14 protein-coding genes and 1 tRNA gene are annotated in these 17092 nt (G+C 70.1%); 7 read left to right on the top strand and 8 right to left on the bottom strand.

Features of this window, described 5'->3' with window-relative positions:
- Positions 1 to 3: 3 nt before the first annotated feature.
- Positions 4 to 1035, bottom strand: a complete 1032-nt coding sequence (locus tag D457_RS0103965) for a D-2-hydroxyacid dehydrogenase (RefSeq protein WP_017579348.1) — start codon at positions 1033 to 1035, stop codon at positions 4 to 6.
- A gap of 375 nt (positions 1036 to 1410) precedes the next feature.
- Here D457_RS0103965 and D457_RS0103960 point away from each other — a divergent pair, with 375 nt between their 5' ends.
- From D457_RS0103960 to D457_RS0103945, 4 genes are all read left to right on the top strand, one after another.
- Complete coding sequence (locus tag D457_RS0103960) at positions 1411 to 1893, top strand: DUF3830 family protein (RefSeq protein WP_017579347.1); 483 nt, start codon at positions 1411 to 1413, stop codon at positions 1891 to 1893.
- Positions 1894 to 2031: 138 nt separating this feature from the next.
- Positions 2032 to 2883: a maleate cis-trans isomerase family protein gene (locus tag D457_RS0103955; protein ID WP_017579346.1), complete on the top strand. Its 852-nt coding sequence runs from the start codon at positions 2032 to 2034 to the stop codon at positions 2881 to 2883.
- A gap of 47 nt (positions 2884 to 2930) precedes the next feature.
- The gene (locus tag D457_RS0103950; protein WP_017579345.1) at positions 2931 to 3680 is read left to right on the top strand and encodes a maleate cis-trans isomerase family protein; all 750 of its coding nucleotides are present in this window, start codon (positions 2931 to 2933) and stop codon (positions 3678 to 3680) included.
- Between the two features lie 94 nt (positions 3681 to 3774).
- Complete coding sequence (locus D457_RS0103945) at positions 3775 to 4464, top strand: GntR family transcriptional regulator (protein WP_017579344.1); 690 nt, start codon at positions 3775 to 3777, stop codon at positions 4462 to 4464.
- Positions 4465 to 4489: 25 nt separating this feature from the next.
- On the opposite strand, the gene D457_RS0103940 is transcribed toward D457_RS0103945, so the two are convergent.
- The 3 genes from D457_RS0103940 to D457_RS0103935 form a co-directional block, all read right to left on the bottom strand.
- Positions 4490 to 5071, bottom strand: a complete 582-nt coding sequence (locus tag D457_RS0103940) for a Fic/DOC family protein (RefSeq protein ID WP_017579343.1) — start codon at positions 5069 to 5071, stop codon at positions 4490 to 4492.
- The gene (locus D457_RS35590) at positions 4963 to 5409 is read right to left on the bottom strand and encodes an antitoxin VbhA family protein (RefSeq protein WP_152514137.1); all 447 of its coding nucleotides are present in this window, start codon (positions 5407 to 5409) and stop codon (positions 4963 to 4965) included. Before D457_RS35590 ends, D457_RS0103940 begins: the two co-directional genes overlap by 109 nt.
- 71 nt (positions 5410 to 5480) lie before the next feature.
- Positions 5481 to 6944, bottom strand: coding sequence for an NAD-dependent succinate-semialdehyde dehydrogenase (locus D457_RS0103935; RefSeq protein ID WP_017579342.1), 1464 nt, complete (start codon positions 6942 to 6944; stop codon positions 5481 to 5483).
- 160 nt (positions 6945 to 7104) lie between these two features.
- Between D457_RS0103935 and D457_RS0103930 the strand changes: the two genes are divergently transcribed.
- From D457_RS0103930 to D457_RS0103920, 3 genes are all read left to right on the top strand, one after another.
- Positions 7105 to 8355, top strand: a complete 1251-nt coding sequence (locus D457_RS0103930; RefSeq protein WP_017579341.1) for an aspartate aminotransferase family protein — start codon at positions 7105 to 7107, stop codon at positions 8353 to 8355.
- 149 nt (positions 8356 to 8504) lie between these two features.
- Positions 8505 to 8580: transfer RNA gene (locus tag D457_RS0103925), tRNA-Arg, on the top strand.
- A gap of 379 nt (positions 8581 to 8959) precedes the next feature.
- Entirely contained in the window at positions 8960 to 10240 is a 1281-nt protein-coding gene (locus D457_RS0103920) for an FAD-binding protein (protein ID WP_017579340.1), read from the top strand.
- A 48-nt stretch (positions 10241 to 10288) separates the two neighbouring features.
- Here the strand turns inward: D457_RS0103920 and D457_RS37675 are convergent, their stop codons facing one another.
- The 4 genes from D457_RS37675 to D457_RS0103900 all read right to left on the bottom strand — a co-directional run bounded on the left by D457_RS37675 (position 10289) and on the right by D457_RS0103900 (position 17045).
- Positions 10289 to 10552 (bottom strand): hypothetical protein, encoded by a 264-nt coding sequence (locus tag D457_RS37675; protein WP_017579339.1) that lies wholly within the window; start codon positions 10550 to 10552, stop codon positions 10289 to 10291.
- 344 nt (positions 10553 to 10896) lie between these two features.
- Complete coding sequence (locus D457_RS0103910) at positions 10897 to 12096, bottom strand: PP2C family protein-serine/threonine phosphatase (RefSeq protein WP_026116303.1); 1200 nt, start codon at positions 12094 to 12096, stop codon at positions 10897 to 10899.
- Between the two features lie 186 nt (positions 12097 to 12282).
- A complete protein-coding gene (locus tag D457_RS0103905) occupies positions 12283 to 13992 on the bottom strand; it encodes a choice-of-anchor I family protein (RefSeq protein ID WP_017579337.1) in 1710 nt (569 codons plus the stop codon).
- 173 nt (positions 13993 to 14165) lie between these two features.
- On the bottom strand, positions 14166 to 17045 hold the full coding sequence (locus D457_RS0103900) for a DEAD/DEAH box helicase family protein (RefSeq protein WP_039830972.1): 2880 nt from the start codon (positions 17043 to 17045) through the stop codon (positions 14166 to 14168).
- Positions 17046 to 17092 lie beyond the last annotated feature (47 nt).

Raw genomic sequence — 17092 nt, 5'->3', positions numbered from 1 at the left:
GGGTCAGCCGGGTACGTAGCCCCGGCTCTTGTCCACGACATTGCGCAGTTCACGCCCGTCCAGGTAGCGGGCGAGGTTGTCCAGGAACAGCTCCACCAGGTCCTCCCGCCAACCGACCACGTCACCGGACATGTGCGGAGAGACGACGGAACCCGGCAGGCCCCACAGGGGGTTGATGGCCTTGAGCGGTTCCCTTTCGAAGACGTCCAGTGCCGCACCGGCGATCGAGCCCCGGTCCAGGGCGGCGACCAGGTCGGACTGGACGACGATGGGGCCGCGGGCGATGTTGATCAGCCGCGCGGTGGGCTTCATGAGGTCGAGGAAGTGCCGGTCGACCAGGCCGTGGGTGGCCTCGGTGAGCGGGGCTGCGATGACCACGTAGTCGGCCTCGGGGACCTCGGTGTGCAGGGTGTTCCCGCCGCCCCGGGCCCGCTCGGCCAGGGTGGACTCGGCGACGGAGCCGAAGTCGGGGTCGCCGTCGCGGGCGCGGCTGCCCGAGCCGCGCACCTCCATGCCGACGGCCTGGAGCTTGTGGGCGATCGCGCGGCCGATGGGGCCGGTACCGACGACCAGGGCGCGCTTGCCTGTCACCCGTTCGGTCTCGCGGTGCTTCCACAGCCGGTCGTGCTGGTACTCCCAGGTGCGGTGGAAGTCCTTGGCGAAGGAGATCACCAGCCCCAGGACGTACTCGGCGATGTGCTCGTCGAAGACGCCGCGCGAGTTGGTGACCACCACGTCGCTGTCCACCAGCCCGGGGAACATCAGGTTGTCCACGCCCGTGGTGGCGGCGTGCACCCAGCGCAGGGAGTCGGCCTTGGTCCAGGAGTCGGAGAGGGCCTCGGTGAACAGGTCCCACACCAGCAGGGCGTCCGTGCCCGGAAGCTTGGCGGGGAGTTCGTCGGCGGTGGCGTAGACGACCTCTCCGAGTCCGGGGTGGTCGTCGATGCGTTCGTGCCCCGGAGGGAGGTCGTCCCCTCGGAGGACGAGGAGACGGGGACGGTCGGGCGCGGACGGGGTGGCGGTGGAACTGTTCACGGGCGTGCTTTCCGGTTGCGGCGGTGCTCTGATCTCGGCGCTCTGGCCTTGTTCTTCATCCTGCCGTCGAGGGGTGGTTCCGCCCTGCACGGGAAACGCTAGGGAGCCGACATAGGATTGTCAACAATCCACAAAACGACTGTTTCCGGCTAAAGGTGCATGTGGGGCTGCCCCGACGCTGGCGGGATACCCACACCTCTCGAGGTCTATTGCCGCCCCCGAGGGTTAATCGTAAGATTGTCGACAATCAACATTCCCGCGACCCAGGAGCCCACGGGAACCCAGGAGCCCACGGGAACCCAGAAGCCTCAGCGGAACCCGTAGAAATCCCGTCGAAGGACCAGCACTCGAAGGGGGGGGCACTTGCCCCGCTACATGACCGTCACACTCGCCAAACGCGGGGTCTCCTGCGTGGCGGAGCTGCTCGACAAGGACGCGCCCCGTACCTGCGAGGCGGTGTGGAAAGCCCTCCCGCAAGGTGACGCCGTCCAGCACGCCAAGTACGCGCGCAACGAGGTTTACACGATGGTCCCGAGGTTCGCCGACCCCGAACCCGGCCAGGAGAACCCCACCGTCACCCCGATCCCCGGCGACATCGTCTACTTCTCCTTCGACGGGGGGATGCTCGACCGCTCCTTCAAGGAGGACAAGGGCATCGACCACCTGCCCGGCGTCATCGACCTCGCCCTCTTCTACGGGCGCAACAACCTCCTGCTCAACGGCGACGTGGGCTGGGTGCCCGGCAACGTGTTCGCCACTGTCATCGAGAACCTTCCCGCCATGGCCGAGGCCTGCAACGACGTCTGGCGCTCCGGCAGCGTCGGTGAGCGCCTCCTGTACGAGCGGCTCGAGCGCTGACCGAGCGCGCCCGCCCCCAAGTCCGTAAGCCCCTAAGCCCGAAAGCTCCGAAGCCCGGAAGCTCCGAAGCCCGGAAGCTCCGAAGCCCGGAAGTCCGAAAGCACAGCACTGTGAACAGCACTGGGAGGTGAGTGACCGATGCGGAACCAGGGAGACCGGCCGGCCCACGAGCACGGCCTGGAAGCCGCACTCCACGCGGCGGGTGCGCCCGTACCCGAACAGGCCGCCGTACACGAGGTCGTCGAACTGTCGGCGGCCACACGGACCCCGTGGCAGGCGGGGATCGGCGTGATCGCGCCCTACGACTTCGCGCTCGACCGCGAACTGTGGCGCTGGGCGCCCGACGACGTCTCGCTGCACGTCACCCGCCTGCCGTACGTGCACGTTCCGGTGACGGTCGATCAGGCCGCCGCCCTCAGCAAGGGCAAGAGCGTGACCAGGGCGGTCCGCGCGCTCCTGGCCCCCGAGCCCCTCGCGGTCGGCTACGCCTGCGCCTCGGGCAGCTTCGTCCACGGCGCGGCGGGCGAACGCGAACTCCACCGGACCATGCTGGCCGCGGGCGCACCGGCCGCCGTCACCACTTCCGGAGCGCTGATCCGCGCTCTGGAGACCCTGGGGGCGGACCGGATCGCGGTGGTCACCCCGTACGTGGACAGTGTCACCGACCGCCTGCTCGCCTACCTCGCCGAACACGACGTGGCGGTCACCTCCAGCGTCGGCCTCGGCCTGCTCAGCCACATCTGGAAGGTCACCTACGCCGAGGTCGCCCGCGCGGTGCACGAAGCCGATCACCCGGACGCACAGGCCGTGTACATCAGCTGCACCAACGTCCTCACCTACGACATCATCGCGCCGCTGGAACGGGAACTGGGCAAACCGGTGATAGCGGCCAACCAGGTCACCATGTGGGGCCTGCTGCGGGCCGCCGACCGCCGGGCCGTGGCCCACGGACAGCGGCTGATTGACGTCGCGGCGCCCAGCGCCGCGTGACCACTGCCCGGAGGGCGCCAGCGCCTCGAACCGCGAGGAGGAGAACCATGACCCGTGTCGGAATTCTGTACCCCGGCCACAGCGCCGAGGACGACTACAAGACCTTCGCCGAACTGCTCGGCGGGGAGATCGAACTCCCCGTGGTGCACACGCTCATGCGCGAGGACGCCCACCGGGTGGACGCCCTGCTGGACGTCGGCAGCGAGGCCGTGCTCGCCAAGGGGGCGCAGGAGCTCGCCGCCATGGAGGTCGACTCCGCGGTCTGGGCCTGCACGAGCGGAAGCTTCGTGTTCGGCTGGGAGGGTGCCCGACGCCAAGTCCAGGGCGTGCGGGACGTGACGGGGGTGCCTAGCTCCAGCACCTCCTTCGCCTTCGTGCACGCCCTGGCCCAGCTGCGGATCTCCCGGGTCGCGATCGCCGCCACTTACCCGGACGACGTCGCCCAGCGTTTCGTGGAGTTCCTTACCGAGGCGGGCTTCACCGTGCTGTCCCTGGCCAGCCACGGCATCGCCACCGCCGCCGAGGTGGGCGACCTCGACCCGGACGACGCGCTCGATTTCGTCATCTCCAACGACCACCCCAGAGCCGAGGCCGTCGTGGTCCCGGACACCGCCCTGCACAGCGCGGACCTCATCGAACCGATGGAGGCCCTGCTGGGCAAGACCGTGCTCACCGCCAATCAGGTGAGCGTCTGGGAGGGGCTCCGGCTCGCCGGTCAATGCCAGGCCAGGCCCGGCCCGGGCACGCTCTTCCGTTCCGGGGCCTCCGTGGTCCGGAGCGCCTTCGCCGCCGGTTAACCTCAGGGCCAGCCCGCGCCCGGTTCGTCACATTTGTGCCGCGACCCCGTTGCTTCCGAAGACGACCCCGCAGCTCCGAAGAAAGGGAATCTCCATGTCAGCCCCTGGTCAGCTCAGACCCGTCCCCCGGCGGTCCACCGCCGAGCTGATCGCCGACCAGCTGCGGTCCGCGATCATGTACGGCTCCCTAGCCCCCGGGGACCAGCTCGGCGAGGCCGAACTGGCGGGGCAGCTGGGGGTCAGCCGGGGTCCGCTCCGCGAGGCCATGCAGCGCCTGGTCCAGGAGGGCCTGCTCCGCAGCGAACGGCACAGGGGCCTGTTCGTGTGCGAGCTGACCCCCGACGATGTCCGGGACGTCTACGTGGCTCGCCTCGCGGTGGAACGCGCCGCCTGCGAGCTGATCATGCGCGGCAACCGCGGCGAGGCCCTGGCCCGTCTCACCCCCGCGGTGGACCGACTGGCCGAGGCTGCCGCCAGCGGCGACCGGACCGCGATGAGCGATGCCGACCAGGAGTTCCATCAGACCTTGGTCAGCTGCGCGGGCAACTCACGCCTGGAGCGCATGGCCCAGACCCTCCTGGTGGAGACCCGAATGTGCCTGACCGTGATGCAGGACGTCTATCCCGAGCCCCAGGAGCTCCTGGACGAGCACCGGCGCATCCTGGACGCGATCGTGGAGGGCGCCGAGGAGCGGCTGCTGGAGCTGATCGAGTCGCACATGGTCGATACCGTCGCCCGGATCAACGCCGAGTCCCTCGACCCGGAGACCGGGACCGGGGCCTGAACCCCGGGGCATCCGCCCTGTCAGGTCAGCCCGGGCCCTCGACGAGTTCGTCCAGCATGGCCCGGAGAAAGCTGTTGTCCCCTTGCGCCAGACTCGCCGCGGACGCGTGGTTGTTGCGGTCACCGTCCAGGCGTTCCCCAGCGATCCTGTAACCAGCGTCCCGTGCGAGTTGTCCGATGAATGCTCGCTGCGCACGCCCGTTGCCCTCACGGAACGGGTGCAGTGCGTTCAGATCACCGAGGAGTTCGGTGAGGTCGAATACGAACTTTTCACGTTCGAGGCCGCGGAGGTGGTCCTGCTGAGCCAGCCGCGTGAAGATCTCGACCGCGTAGTGCTGGATGTTTCGGACCGGGCAGAACTGGGCCCCCTTGGCGATGTCCACGGTTCTGATCTGGCCCGCCCACGGGTACAGGTCCCCGAAGATCTCCTCGTGGAAGCGGCGCAGGTGCGCGAGGTCGTAGTCGCCGGGGACGGGGTGATCAACCAGTCTGCGCAGGTTCAGTAGTGAGAGCTCGTCCTCGTATCGTCCGAGGACGGCTGGATCGAGGATGTGGAAACGATTCCTGAGGACCTCTGTACCGGGGTAGCAGTAGGGGTCGTTGTCCATCGGTGAGCGCGTTCCAGTATCCGTTCCCGTGCTTCGTCATAGGTGATCTCGCCTGCGGCGGCACGCTCCACGTCGTCGATGGCCTCGGGTGACGGATCGCCGCCTTCGGCACGGACGGACATGAGGGCGGCTTCCGTCTCCCTACGCCGCACGTGCTCTTCGTAGACCTGGATCAGGGTTTCGTACTCCCTGACCGAGATGAGCACCCCCTGGGGCTTCCGGTAGGCGCCTACCGCCACGGGTTCGCCCGCCGGTTCGGAAGACAGCTTGGCGAGCAGCTCGGAAAGTCTGGTGCGGGCCTCGTCCACTCCGATGGTGTTGAGAATTCTCCTGCTCATTCCCCCACTGTACGTGAGTACCGCGCAATGTTGGGTCATATCTCGTACGAGATATGACCCAACATTGCGGCTCAGAGTCCGCCGATGCCCACGTACTTGGTGTCCAGGAACTCGTCGATGCCGACCCGGCCGCCCTCGCGGCCCAGACCCGAGTGCTTGACCCCGCCGAACGGCGCCGCCGGGTTGGACACCACGCCCTGGTTGAGGCCGACCATGCCGGTCTCCAGGGCCTCGCTGACCCGCATCGCCCGGTTGAGGTCCTGGGTGTATAGGTAGCTGACCAGGCCGAACTCGGTGTCGTTGGCGGCCCGGACCGCTTCCTCCTCGGTCTCGAAGGTCAGTACTGGGGCTACCGGTCCGAAGATCTCGGTGTTGGACAGCTCCGCCGCGAAGGGGACGTCGGCGAGCACCGTCGGCTGGTAGAAGTGCCCGGGGCCCTCGCCCGCCCCGCCGCCGACGAGCACGCGCGCGCCCCGCTCCACGGCGTCGTCCACCAGGCTCTGCACCTTCTGTCGGGCCTTGTCGTCGATCAGCGGGCCCACGTCGGCGTTGTCGTCCAGCCCCCGGCCCAGCCGGAGCGCGCCCATGCGCTCGCTGAGCCGCCGGGAGAACTCCTCCGCGACCCCGGACTGCGCGTAGATCCGGTTGGCCGCCGTGCAGGCCTCGCCGATGTTGCGCATCTTGGCGAGCATCGCCCCGTCCACCGCGGCGTCCAGGTCGGCGTCGTCGAAGACCAGGAACGGCGCGTTTCCGCCCAGTTCCATGGAGGTACGCAGGACCTGGTGGGCGCTCTGCTCCAGCAGCTTCTTGCCCACGGCCGTGGACCCGGTGAAGGACAGCTTGCGGATGCGGCCGTCTGTGAGGAGGGGCTCGGTGACCCCGCCGGGGTCGGTCGTGGGCAGGACGCTCAGGACGCCCTCGGGCAGGCCCGCCTCGTTGAGGATCCCGGCCAGGGCCAGCGCGGACAGGGGGGTCTGGTGGGCGGGCTTGAGGATCATCGTGCACCCGGAGGCGATGGCCGGGCCGATCTTGCGGGTCCCCATCGCCATGGGGAAGTTCCAGGGGGTGATGAGCATGCAGGGGCCGACCGGCTGGCGCATGACGAGGAAGCGCGACTTGCCGTCCGGGGAGGTGGCGAAACCGCCGTCGATCCGCACGGCCTCCTCGGCGAACCAGCGGAAGAACTCGGCGGCGTAGGCGATTTCCCCCTTGGCCTCGGCGAGCGGCTTGCCCATCTCGAGGGTCATCAGGACCGCGAGCTCCTCCTGACGCTCCATGAGCAGCTGGAAGCTCCGGTACAGGATCTGGCTGCGCTCACGGGGCGCGACCTTCGCCCACCCCGGCTGCGCCCGCTCGGCCGCGTCCAGGGCCTCCAGTGCGTCCTCCTTGCCCGCGTCCGCGACCTCGCACAGCACCTTGCGGGTGGAGGGGTCCTCGACCTCGAAGGTGGTTCCGGAGGAGGCATCCCGCCACTTTCCGCCCAGGAACAGCCTCTTGTCCACCTGTGCGACGACCTGTGCTTCGCGATCCGACATGTTCTCTCCTCCGTCGACGGGCCGCCCCGGTACCGGGGGGCCTGTGGTCAGAACTGCCCGACGTGCGCCCGCTGGACACCGCCGCGTCCCGGATGTTTCCATAGCAGCGTCGATTGTCAACAATCCTACGGAACCCGATACAAGGAATTGAGGCCATCGCATGGCGGAGCTCTCCCCGGCCCTCAAGCAGGCGACCCCGGTCGTCGCCGCACGAGGCGAGGGTGTCTACATCTACGACGATGACGACCGCCGCTTCCTGGACTTCACCGCCGGGATCGGAGTCACCAGCACCGGGCACTGCCACCCGAAGGTGGTCGCCGCCGCCCAGGAGCAGGTCGCGACGCTGATCCACGGCCAGTACACCACCGTGATGCACAAGCCCCTGCTGCGACTCACCGAGCGGCTTGGCGAGGTCCTGCCCGAGGGCATCGACCGGCTGTTCTACGTAAACTCCGGCAGCGAGGCGGTGGAAGCGGCCCTGCGCCTGGCCCGCCAGGCCACTGGCCGACAGAACGCCGTGGTCTTCCAGGGCTCCTTCCACGGCCGCACCATGGGTGCCGCCTCCCTGACCACCTCCGGGGTGAAAATCCGCGCCGGTATCGGCCCCCTGGTCCCCGGCGTCGTAGTCTCGCCCTTCCCGTACGCCTACCGGCTCGGCCTCTCCGAAGAGGAAGCCGTGGCCTACGCGCTGCGCGAGCTGGACTACCAGTTCGCCACGGTGACCTCCCCGAAGGACACCGCCGCGGTGTTCATCGAACCGGTCCTCGGCGAGGGCGGCTACGTCCCCGTCCCGGACGCCTTCCTCCAGGGGCTGCGCGAGCGCGCCGATCAGCACGGGTTCCTGCTGGTCGCCGACGAGGTCCAGACCGGCTTCGGCCGCACCGGCACCTTCTGGGGCCACGAGCCCTCGGGGATCCGCCCGGACATCGTCATCACCGCCAAGGGCCTGGCCAGCGGTTTCCCGCTCTCGGCCATCGCCGCACCGAACGCCGTCATGGAGAAGGCCTGGCCGGGCTCCCAGGGCGGCACCTACGGCGGCAACGCCGTGTCCTGCGCCGCCGCCCTCGCCACGCTGGACGTCATCCAGGAGGAGGGCCTCGTGGAGAACGCGGCCCGCCAGGGTGAGCGCCTCCAGCAGGGCCTGGCCAAGGTCGCCGAGGCCAACCCGGCCATCGGCGACGTCCGCGGCCGCGGCCTGATGCAGGCCAACGAGTTCGTCACCCCGGACGGCCAGCCCGACGGCGCCGCCGCTCTGCGCGTCCAGCAGGCGGCTGCCCAGAACGGCCTGCTCCTCCTGACCTGCGGCCCGGCGGGCAACGTCGTCCGCTTCATCCCGGCCCTGGTGGTCAACGCCGACCAGGTCGACACCGCCCTGGAACTGTGGGCGGCCTCCGTCGAGGAAGCCATCTGACCAGCCCGGACGCCGCCGGAACCCCGGCGGCGTCCGCATGGCCCGCGTCACACCCGAAAATGGCGCGAAGGCACTCCAGCACCGTGATAGAGTCGGAGACGTCGCAAGGGAGAGCGCAGCTCACCCGGGCGACACACAACTGAAGACCTGCACTCGTAGCTCAATGGATAGAGCATCTGACTACGGATCAGAAGGTTGGGGGTTCGAGTCCTCCCGAGTGCGCCACCTTGAGACAGTGGAGCGACTGCCGGGCCTGTGAAAACAGCCCGGCAGTCGCTTTTGTGCTGCCCTGCTTCCAGGAAGCCCGGTACCTGCTCAGGCAAGCCGGGCTTCCGACGAGGACATCTTCGCCGCTGGCGAGGAAATCGCGACTGAGGGCATCAAGACGCTTATCGAGGGTTCAGGAGGTGACCTTCGAGATCTCCGAAGGGAGAAAGGGCTCTCAGGCCACGAACCTCAGGATCACCTCGTCACACTTCACCGCGGCGCGTCTGGACGCGCTGCGGTCCGCCGGTCGGCGGTCGTCGCATCGCCGACCGGTCATCCGGATGAGAAACGCTCCCAGGTAAGGTCTGGCGGACCTGTACCAACCCCCGGAGCCCACATGTCCTCCTCCGCTGTCTCCTCCTCCCCGTCTTCCTCTTCTGGTCCGGTCCGCAACTGGGCCGGGAACCTCACCTACGCCAGTCCCCGGATCCACCGGCCCGTCGGCCTCGACCAGCTCCGCGCCCTGGTACGGGACAGCCCTCGGATCAGGGCGCTGGGCAGCGGGCACTCCTTCAACGGGGTCGCGGACTCCACGTATGACCTGGTCCGGTTGGACGCGCTTCCGCAGGAGATCGAGGTTGATCCGTCGACGTCCACCGTGACCGTCTCCGCGGGAACCCGGTACGCCGAGCTCGCCGCGGAACTGCACCGGCGGGGTTTCGCGCTGGGCAATCTGGCCTCGTTGCCGCACATCTCGGTGGCCGGGTCCTGCGCCACCGGGACCCACGGGTCCGGGGACGCACAACCCTGCCTGGCCGCCGCCGTGCGGGGGATCGAGCTGGTTGGTCCGGACGGGGAAGCGACATGGCTGCGCCGCGGCGACGACGCCTTTCCCGGGGCGGTGGTGGCGCTCGGCGCCCTGGGTGTGGTCACCCGGCTCACACTGGAGATCGAGCCCGCCTTCCAGGTGTCCCAGCGGGTCCGGCTCGACGTTCCTCTGGACGAGGTGGCGGACCGCTTCGACGCGGTGTTCGGCTCCGCGTACAGCGTCAGCCTGTTCACCGACTGGCTGTCGGACACCGGGCGGGTCTGGCTCAAGCACCGCGAGGGCGACCCCGAAGGCGATTGGGCCGGGGGACATGCGGCGACCGGCCCCGAACATCCGGTCCCCGGGGCGCTGACCGATCCTGCCACTGAGCAGTTGGGCCTGGCGGGCCCCTGGTTCGAGCGGTTGCCGCACTTTCGGCCCGAGTTTCAACCGAGCGCGGGGCAGGAGCTCCAGTCCGAGCTCTACCTGCCGCGCGCGGCCGTCTCGCAGGCCTTCGCCGCGCTGCGCGGGATCGGCTCCCTGATCGCCCCCGTGTTGCACATCTCCGAGGTGCGCACGGTCCGTGCCGACGACCTGTGGCTCAGCCCCTCCTACGGTCGGGACTCGGTGACCTTCCACTTCACCTGGCTCCCGGCCCCGGAGGCGGTGGCCCCGGTGCTCGCGGCGGTGGAGGAACGCCTCGCCCCGCTGGGCGCCCGCCCGCACTGGGGCAAACTCTCCACGCTGCCCCCGGAGGAGGTCGTGGCCTCCTACCCGCGCGCCGCCGACTTCGCCGGTCTGCTGGAACGGATCGCCCCCGAGGGCAAGTTCCGTAACCCGTTCGTCGACGCCCTCTTCCCACGGGGCTGACGGGACGGTGCCCGGGGAGAATCCCCGGGCACCGACTCCGCCCGAGCATCAGCTCTCGCTGTTCTCCGCCGTGTTCTTCCTGCGGCGGGCCAGGTAGGCGGCCGCGCCACCGCCCGCCGTCACGGCCGCGCCGGCGGCGATCAGACCGACGACCGGAACACCGGTCCGGGCCAGGTCCCCGTCATCCTCGCTGCCCTCTCCGGTGTCGGCGTGGGCGGGCACGGCGGCCGCGATGCTGAGGGCGCCGAAAGCGATGAAGGCCAGGCCGCCTTGGAGGGAGCGGCGGGTGCGATTGCGGGAACAGGAATTCAAGGAATCCTCATTCGGTACGACCAGCCGATTTTCGGGTTTCCGTCCGGGAAGGGGATGCTGCGCGTTCGAGTCGGTCCGTCAGGGGGGCGTGCGCGGGTGGTCGGGCAGTGCTGCGCTCTTGAACTGCGTGAACACTGGCCGGCTGAAGACGCTATTAGCGCAAAGGGAAGGCAAAGGACACCAGGCAATGACAATCGGATAGCGCTCCTCGAGTTTCCCTGTGTCGGATTCCCGGGGAATTCCCTGTGTCGTTGCTCGAATTCTGTGAACCTTTTTCTGCGGTTCGCGTCGTTCCGTGTGCGACCGGATCAGCGCGCCCCGACTCTGCGCCCGGGCAGGCGCTGTCAGGGTCCGTGCCACTCCATGAACAGCACCGTGGCGTCGTCCTGGAGGGCACCGCCGTGGTAGTCGAGGATGCTGTGGATCAGACGGCGCAGGGTCTCCGGGATGGGCAGGCCCTCCGCGTTGTGGCGGACGATGAAGTTCACGAACCGGTCCAGGCCGAACTCGTCGCCGCCCGGGTTGTGCGTCTCGGTGATCCCGTCGGTGAACAGCACCAGGCGGTCACCCGGGTGGAGCTGTTCCTCGCACACGGTCGCGCCCAGGCCCAGGTCGACACCGAGTGGGGAGCCCGGTTGGCAGACGGGGAGGTCGACCAGGCGTCCGTCGCGAATCCGTACCGGCGGGTGGTGGCCGTGGCTGACCCACTTCAGGCGTCCGGTCTTCAGATTCAGGTCAGCGATGAGCGCGGTAACGTATCGGGTGGTGCCCAGGTGTTCCACCAGGGTCGCCTCGATCATCTCGCCCGTCTCCAGCAGGGGAGCGCCCTCCCGCCGGCTGTTGCGGTAGGAGGCGACCGCGAGGTTGGCGGCCAGGCCCGCGGTCACGTCGTGACCCATCGCGTCGAACACGGCCAGGTGGGCCACGTCGTTGTCGATCCCGTAGTCGAAGGCGTCCCCGCCCACCTCGTAGGCCGGTTCCAGGACGGCGCTGACCGTCACCTGGGGGTTGGCAAACTCGATCGGCGGCATCAGGTTCCACTGGAGCTCGGCCGCCACGCTCATCGGGCGGGTCCGGCACAGCCGCGCGAAGGAGTCGCTGTACTCGCGCTTGACCACCACCATCATCGAGACCATGACAGCCAGTGCGCGCATGGCCCGAAGCGTCGCCTCCGTGGACTCCTCGGCGTCCACGCGCAGCACGCCGAGCCGCTCGGCCCCGTCCTGGAGCGGGATCCACCAGCGGTCGAGCTCGGAGCCCGCCTCGCTCAGCGGGGTGAGGGTTTCGAAGGCCCGTCCGGCCAGGGTGCTGTTCACCGGCAGTTCGGTCGTGCCGTACTCGGGGTCCTCGTCCTTCCGGCCGCCGTCGCGGACCAGCAGCCGGAGCACCTCCTGCTGGAGGTCCACCACGTAGATCGCCACGTTGTGGAAGCCCGCGCGCTCGGCGCGTCGCCACACGGTCGTCGGCAACTGCTCGATCGTCGTCAGATGCGAGTCCTCGAGCAGCCCGGCGAACATCTCGACCAGCTCGTCGTTGACGGACATGTCGACCACCTGCGTCTCGGCCTGAGGATCACTTCATGCCCGTTCAGGGGTGCCTTGCACCATCACGCGGGTTCGGTCCGGCAGACGGCGGAACGCCATGTTACGTGCCGTCCCACCAACACCAGGTCATCAGTGCGGGGCGGGCGGTGCCGCCCCGACCGCCCTCCCTCCACTGTGCGCCGTTGCTCAGGCCCGGTCGACACGGAACAGGGTGGTGGTGCCCGAGACCTCGTTGGCCACGACCAGGACGGGCACGCCCGGGACCGGGGAGTCCTCGCCGTCGATGAAGATCAGCCCCTCGGCGCCCAGGTCCCCGGCCTCGCGGGTGTCCGGGGCGGCGCTGAAGTCGCGGTTGTTGAGGTACTGGCTGAAAGTCACGTCGTGTGGGTCGGTGACGTCGTAGACCATCACCCCGCCGACCCGCTCAAGGCCGATGAACGCGTAGGTGCGACCTTCCACCTGGCCCAGCACCACGTCCTCGGGCTCGGGGCCCTTGTCATCGCTGCGGGTGTCGAAGCTGTTCTGTCTGTGGTTGGAGTTGAAGTACTCCGGCGCGGCCTCGGCGGTGATCCGCTCGAAGTCCGAGCCGGAGTCGAACAGTTGCTCTCCTTCGGTGGTGAAGATCGAGAAGGAGCGCCCGCCGAAGGCGTGGATGTCCTCGTAGCAGCTGCCGTCCGCGCGCAGCCCGTCGGCGGCGGTCACCGTCAGGCGGCCCAGGTTGTGGTCGGCCAGCAGCTCCTCCACGGTGCTGATCCCCTGGTCGTTGTCGGCCAGGAACTCCCGGATCCGCGGGGAGTCCTCGCATAGCGGGGCCTCGTCCACGACCAGGTTCTTGAGCCTGGTCTCCTCCGAGTAACCGTCCCAGTCACGCGCGTCACCCTCGTTAGCGGTGACCAGCAAGGTCTGCCCCTGCCAGCGGTAGGAGTCGAACCCGTCCGGCTGGTAGGTGCCCCGGACCGGCCAGTTGGCGATGTTGATCGCGTCGTCGCGGTCGGAGGCGTCGAACTCGTTGCCGGGCTCCAGGTGGTCCTTCAGCCCGAACGGAATGATGTCGGTGAACTGCGCCGTGCGCAGGTCGAGCACGGCGAAGGCGTTGGCCTCCTGGAGGACCACGTGGGCGCTGTAGGCGGTGTCGGCCACGATGTACTCGGGCTCGAGGTTGCGGGCCACCCGGCCCGGTGTTCCGGGCTCGCCGGTGGACAGGTCCGGGCCGAACACCCGCACGTCAGGGTGGAGTTCGCGGCCCTCGTCCCAGGCGCGGAAGTCGGCGGTGCGCACGTCGTCCTGGGTCAGCGCGGCGGGCCTGCGGCTCACCTTGATCACGCTCACCGAACCCTCGGGGTCGACCGTGTAGTCGTCGTCGGGCTCACCCTCGTTGGCGATCAGCAGGATGCGTCCGTCGGGGGTGAAGGTCGCCATGTCCGGCAGGGCACCGACCCGCAGGGCGTTCACGGATCTGCCGTTGGTGTCGAAGAAGACCACCCAGCCGTCGTCGGTGCGGTCGGCCGCCTCCACGGCCACCGCCACCACGTCCCCGTGGACCGCCACGGAGTTGGTCGCACCGCCCTCCTCCACCACGGAGCCGTCGGCCGCCCCGACCCCGGAGGTCTCCAGTTCGAAGAGCTTCTCCGGCCGCTCGGGGTCGGACACGTCCAGGACCTCCACGGTCGCGGCCGCGGCGTTGACCACGAAGAGCCGCTGGGTGCGCGGGTCGTGGGCGACGATCTCCGCCCCGGAAGCGTCGAAGACGTCCGAGTGGTAGGTGCCCAGCGCGGACACCTCGATGGCCCCGCTCGCCTCGGGTGCCCCGTACGAGGGCGCCTCGTCGGCGTGGACGGGAACGGCCAGGGTGAGGCCGAAGGCCAGGACGGCCGAGGCGGTCAGGGGCGTGCGCATGGTGCTTCCTGGAGGTTCGGGGGAGCCGGACACGGTCGCGTCCGCGCCGAGCCAACCAGGGGCGGGCGATCCCGGACCGAACACCCGGTGTCCACAAGGTGAAGGTCCGCCTGATGCAGCCCCGGACGCGGGAGCGGCCGCGCGGCCCTGAGCGCACATCCCTGGCCGCCGACTCACTCCCAGGCCAGGCGGCGGGCCGTGGTCACCTCGATCGGAGAGCTGCCGAAGTGTGCGGCGATCAGGGACCGGCCCTCCTCAGTGCGGCTGTGCACCACCTCGCCCCGGGACACCCACCGCTGCCACGCCTTCTCGAAGGCGAGCGCGCCCTTCCTGTTGCGGGCCAGGACCGACGGCACCGCGTGGAAGACCGGCACGGTTGGGTCCGCGGGGGCGCCCGGGACGGGCCTGCCCGGGACCTGGTCCCCGTCCGCGGAGGGTTCCGGCACGGTGAGGACGTGCCGGGGGATCAGATAGCGCAGGTCGCCCACCAGCGGACCCAGGGTCTCGTCCAGGGACTCGGCGAACAGCTCCGCCGATTCCGGGTCGGCGAGCGTGAACCGGTAGACGCCGTCGGTGTCCACGTGGATGCGCACCCCCTCGGCGCCGCTGGCCGAGTGCCCCGCCCAGCGCAGCGCGTCGGCCACCGCGCACGCGTAACGGGAGGTCTCCACCGGTCTGCCGGCCAGGGAACGGATCCGGGCCGCCTCCCGCCGCTTCGCCAGGGTCTCCTGGCGCACCTGGCGGGCGTCGAACCACCAGTGGAGCAGCGCCGCCAGTCCGAACCCCGCGGCCGCGACGAGCATCCCGGGCACGAACGGCGCCAGGACCAGGCTGAGGGCCGCGACCGCGCCGAAGAGCACCGTGGCCAGGAGTTGCGGGACGGGCTCGGTGTCGTCGGGCTCCGGCCAGATCACCTGGTCGCCCACCAGCACCTCGGGCGGTTCGGGCCGCACCACGTCCCGGCCCGCTTCGGCGGCCCGCGCCGCCGTCCCCGCCGAAACAGCGCGGCTCTCGTACACCCGGAGCGTGGGCAGCAGCGTGTCCTCGTACCCCGAACCCAGCCGCCACCGCTCCCGGGTGCCCTCCCGGTCGGCCGCGCGGGCCAGCATGCGGGTGTTCACGGCCCTCGGGTCGGCGGGCGGCTCGTACGGCGACAGCTCCGGGTCCACGTGCGCGACCCCGCTCATCACCTCGCCGTCGGCGCTCACCCCGAGGTACCCCTCGTGTTTGCGCACGAACCGGCTCCAGTCGGCCGCCCCGCGCGGGTGCTCGTGGCTCACGCACACCACCGTCCAGGTGTGCGCGGTCTTCTCCGGCCACTCCGGGTCCAGCCGCAGCGCCCGCCCCCGGCTCTGCACCACGGCGGTGGGGGTGGTGGCGGTGGTCAGGTCCACCACCGTGTTCACCCCGCGCGCGTCCCAGCCCTCGCCGAGCAGCGCCCGGGTGCCCACCAGCACCTGGCAGCGGCCGGACTCCAGGAACCGCGTCACCACACCCACCCAGGTGCGCGAGCTCCAGCCGCCCTCCACCACGTGCAGGCCGTCCACTTCGCGCGCGGACAGCTCCACCCCGGGAAGCGCGGCGCGGGCGAACTCCAGGAAGGCCGCGCTGGTGCCCGGCCCGGTCGCCACGGTCCGGCCGGTGACCAACAGCGGGTCCAGTAGCGAGGTGCGCGGATCGGTGGCGAGCTGGTGCACCTGGAGCCAGGCCGAACCGGCGTCGTCGGAGAGTACGCCGCGTAGCGCGGCAGGCGCTCGGGCGGAGGCGCGTTCGTGGTCGCACAGCACGAGGGCGCGCAGCCGGGGGCCGACCGCGTCCTTCTCGGCGGCGATGATCTCCACCGTGGCCAGGGACTTCGCAGCGCTGCGGGCCAGCACCCGGTCCACGGGGGAGGCGCCGCGGCGGATGCCGTTGCGGGTCAGGTGGTAGCCCACGGACGGTAGCGCGGAGCGGATGCGCTGGCGCGCCGCCTTGTCGCGTTCGGAGTCGGGGTCCAGGCAGTTCTTGGCGTAGTCGCCGATCAGCGCCGTCCAGTCCTCGGCCTGCGGCGGGTGCCGGTGCCGCTCGTGGATCCGGGCGCCGTCGGGCAGCGCGATCAGTCCCTGGTGGTGCAGGCGGAGCACGGCGTCGGTGAGTTCGGGGGAGCGGGCGGCCAGCGTGGCCCAGCCGACCCGGCCGCCCGCCTGGGCGTCCCGGGAGACGAAGCGCGCGTCCAGCCAGGGCAGGAAGTCGGTGGTCGCGAACCCGGGGGCGAGCAGGTCCGTGCACATCGCCGTGAACCTCGACCCCTGCCCGGCCAGGTACTCGTGTTCGGTCAGGGTGGGTTCGGTGACGTGCACGAGCTCGGCGAAGGGGGCCAGGTACCCGTCCCGGACCAGCGCTGGGATGGAAGCCCCGGTGACAGGCGGGCCGAAGAGCCGGTCGACCAGATCCTTCTCGGCGGTGGTGAGGCTTCCGGCGGGGGTTCCGGTCAGTCCGATCACGTGGGCGTCGGGTATCTCGTCCAGGATCTCGGCGAGCAGGCGCCCCCACACCTGGAGGAGGTGGTGGCACTCGTCGAGCAGGAGCGTGAGCGGACCGGCGTTGTGCAGCGCGTCCACCAGGGCCCGCCCGTTGGCGTGCAGCCGGTCGCGGACGGGGGTGGCCGAACGCCCCTCCTCGTCGGTCTCGGCGTCCGGGTCGAAGACGGCCAGCGACTGGTAGGTGAGCACGTTGACGGCGTGCCCGAGCGCCCGGTCGTTCCCGGCGGTGCAGCTCTCGGGGCGGTCGAAGCTTTCCCAGTGCCGGATCCACTGCCCCTGGATGGCGGTGTTGGGTGCCAGAACCACGGTCCGGCGGCCCAGGAGGCGGGCGGCCTCCAGGCCGACGAGGGTCTTGCCGGAACCGGGCGGGAGCACGATCCACGTCCGCCGGGCCCCTTCCGACCAGCGCCGGTCCACCTTCGCCAGCGCCTCGCGCTGGTAGGGGCGCAGCTCCCCGGGCCAGACCGCCCCGGCCACAGGTGACTCGGCGCCGGGCGACCCTTCCCCGGGTGATTCCTCGGTTTCGGGCATCCCGCCGGATTCGGACATTGCCCCAGCTTAGGCCGGGTCCGGGCCCT

The sequence above is a fragment of the Nocardiopsis valliformis DSM 45023 genome, from assembly GCF_000340985.1.
Lineage (GTDB): Bacteria > Actinomycetota > Actinomycetes > Streptosporangiales > Streptosporangiaceae > Nocardiopsis > Nocardiopsis exhalans.
The sequence above is the reverse complement of the archived record's forward strand: the minus strand, read 5'-3'. Positions and strand labels throughout refer to the sequence as shown.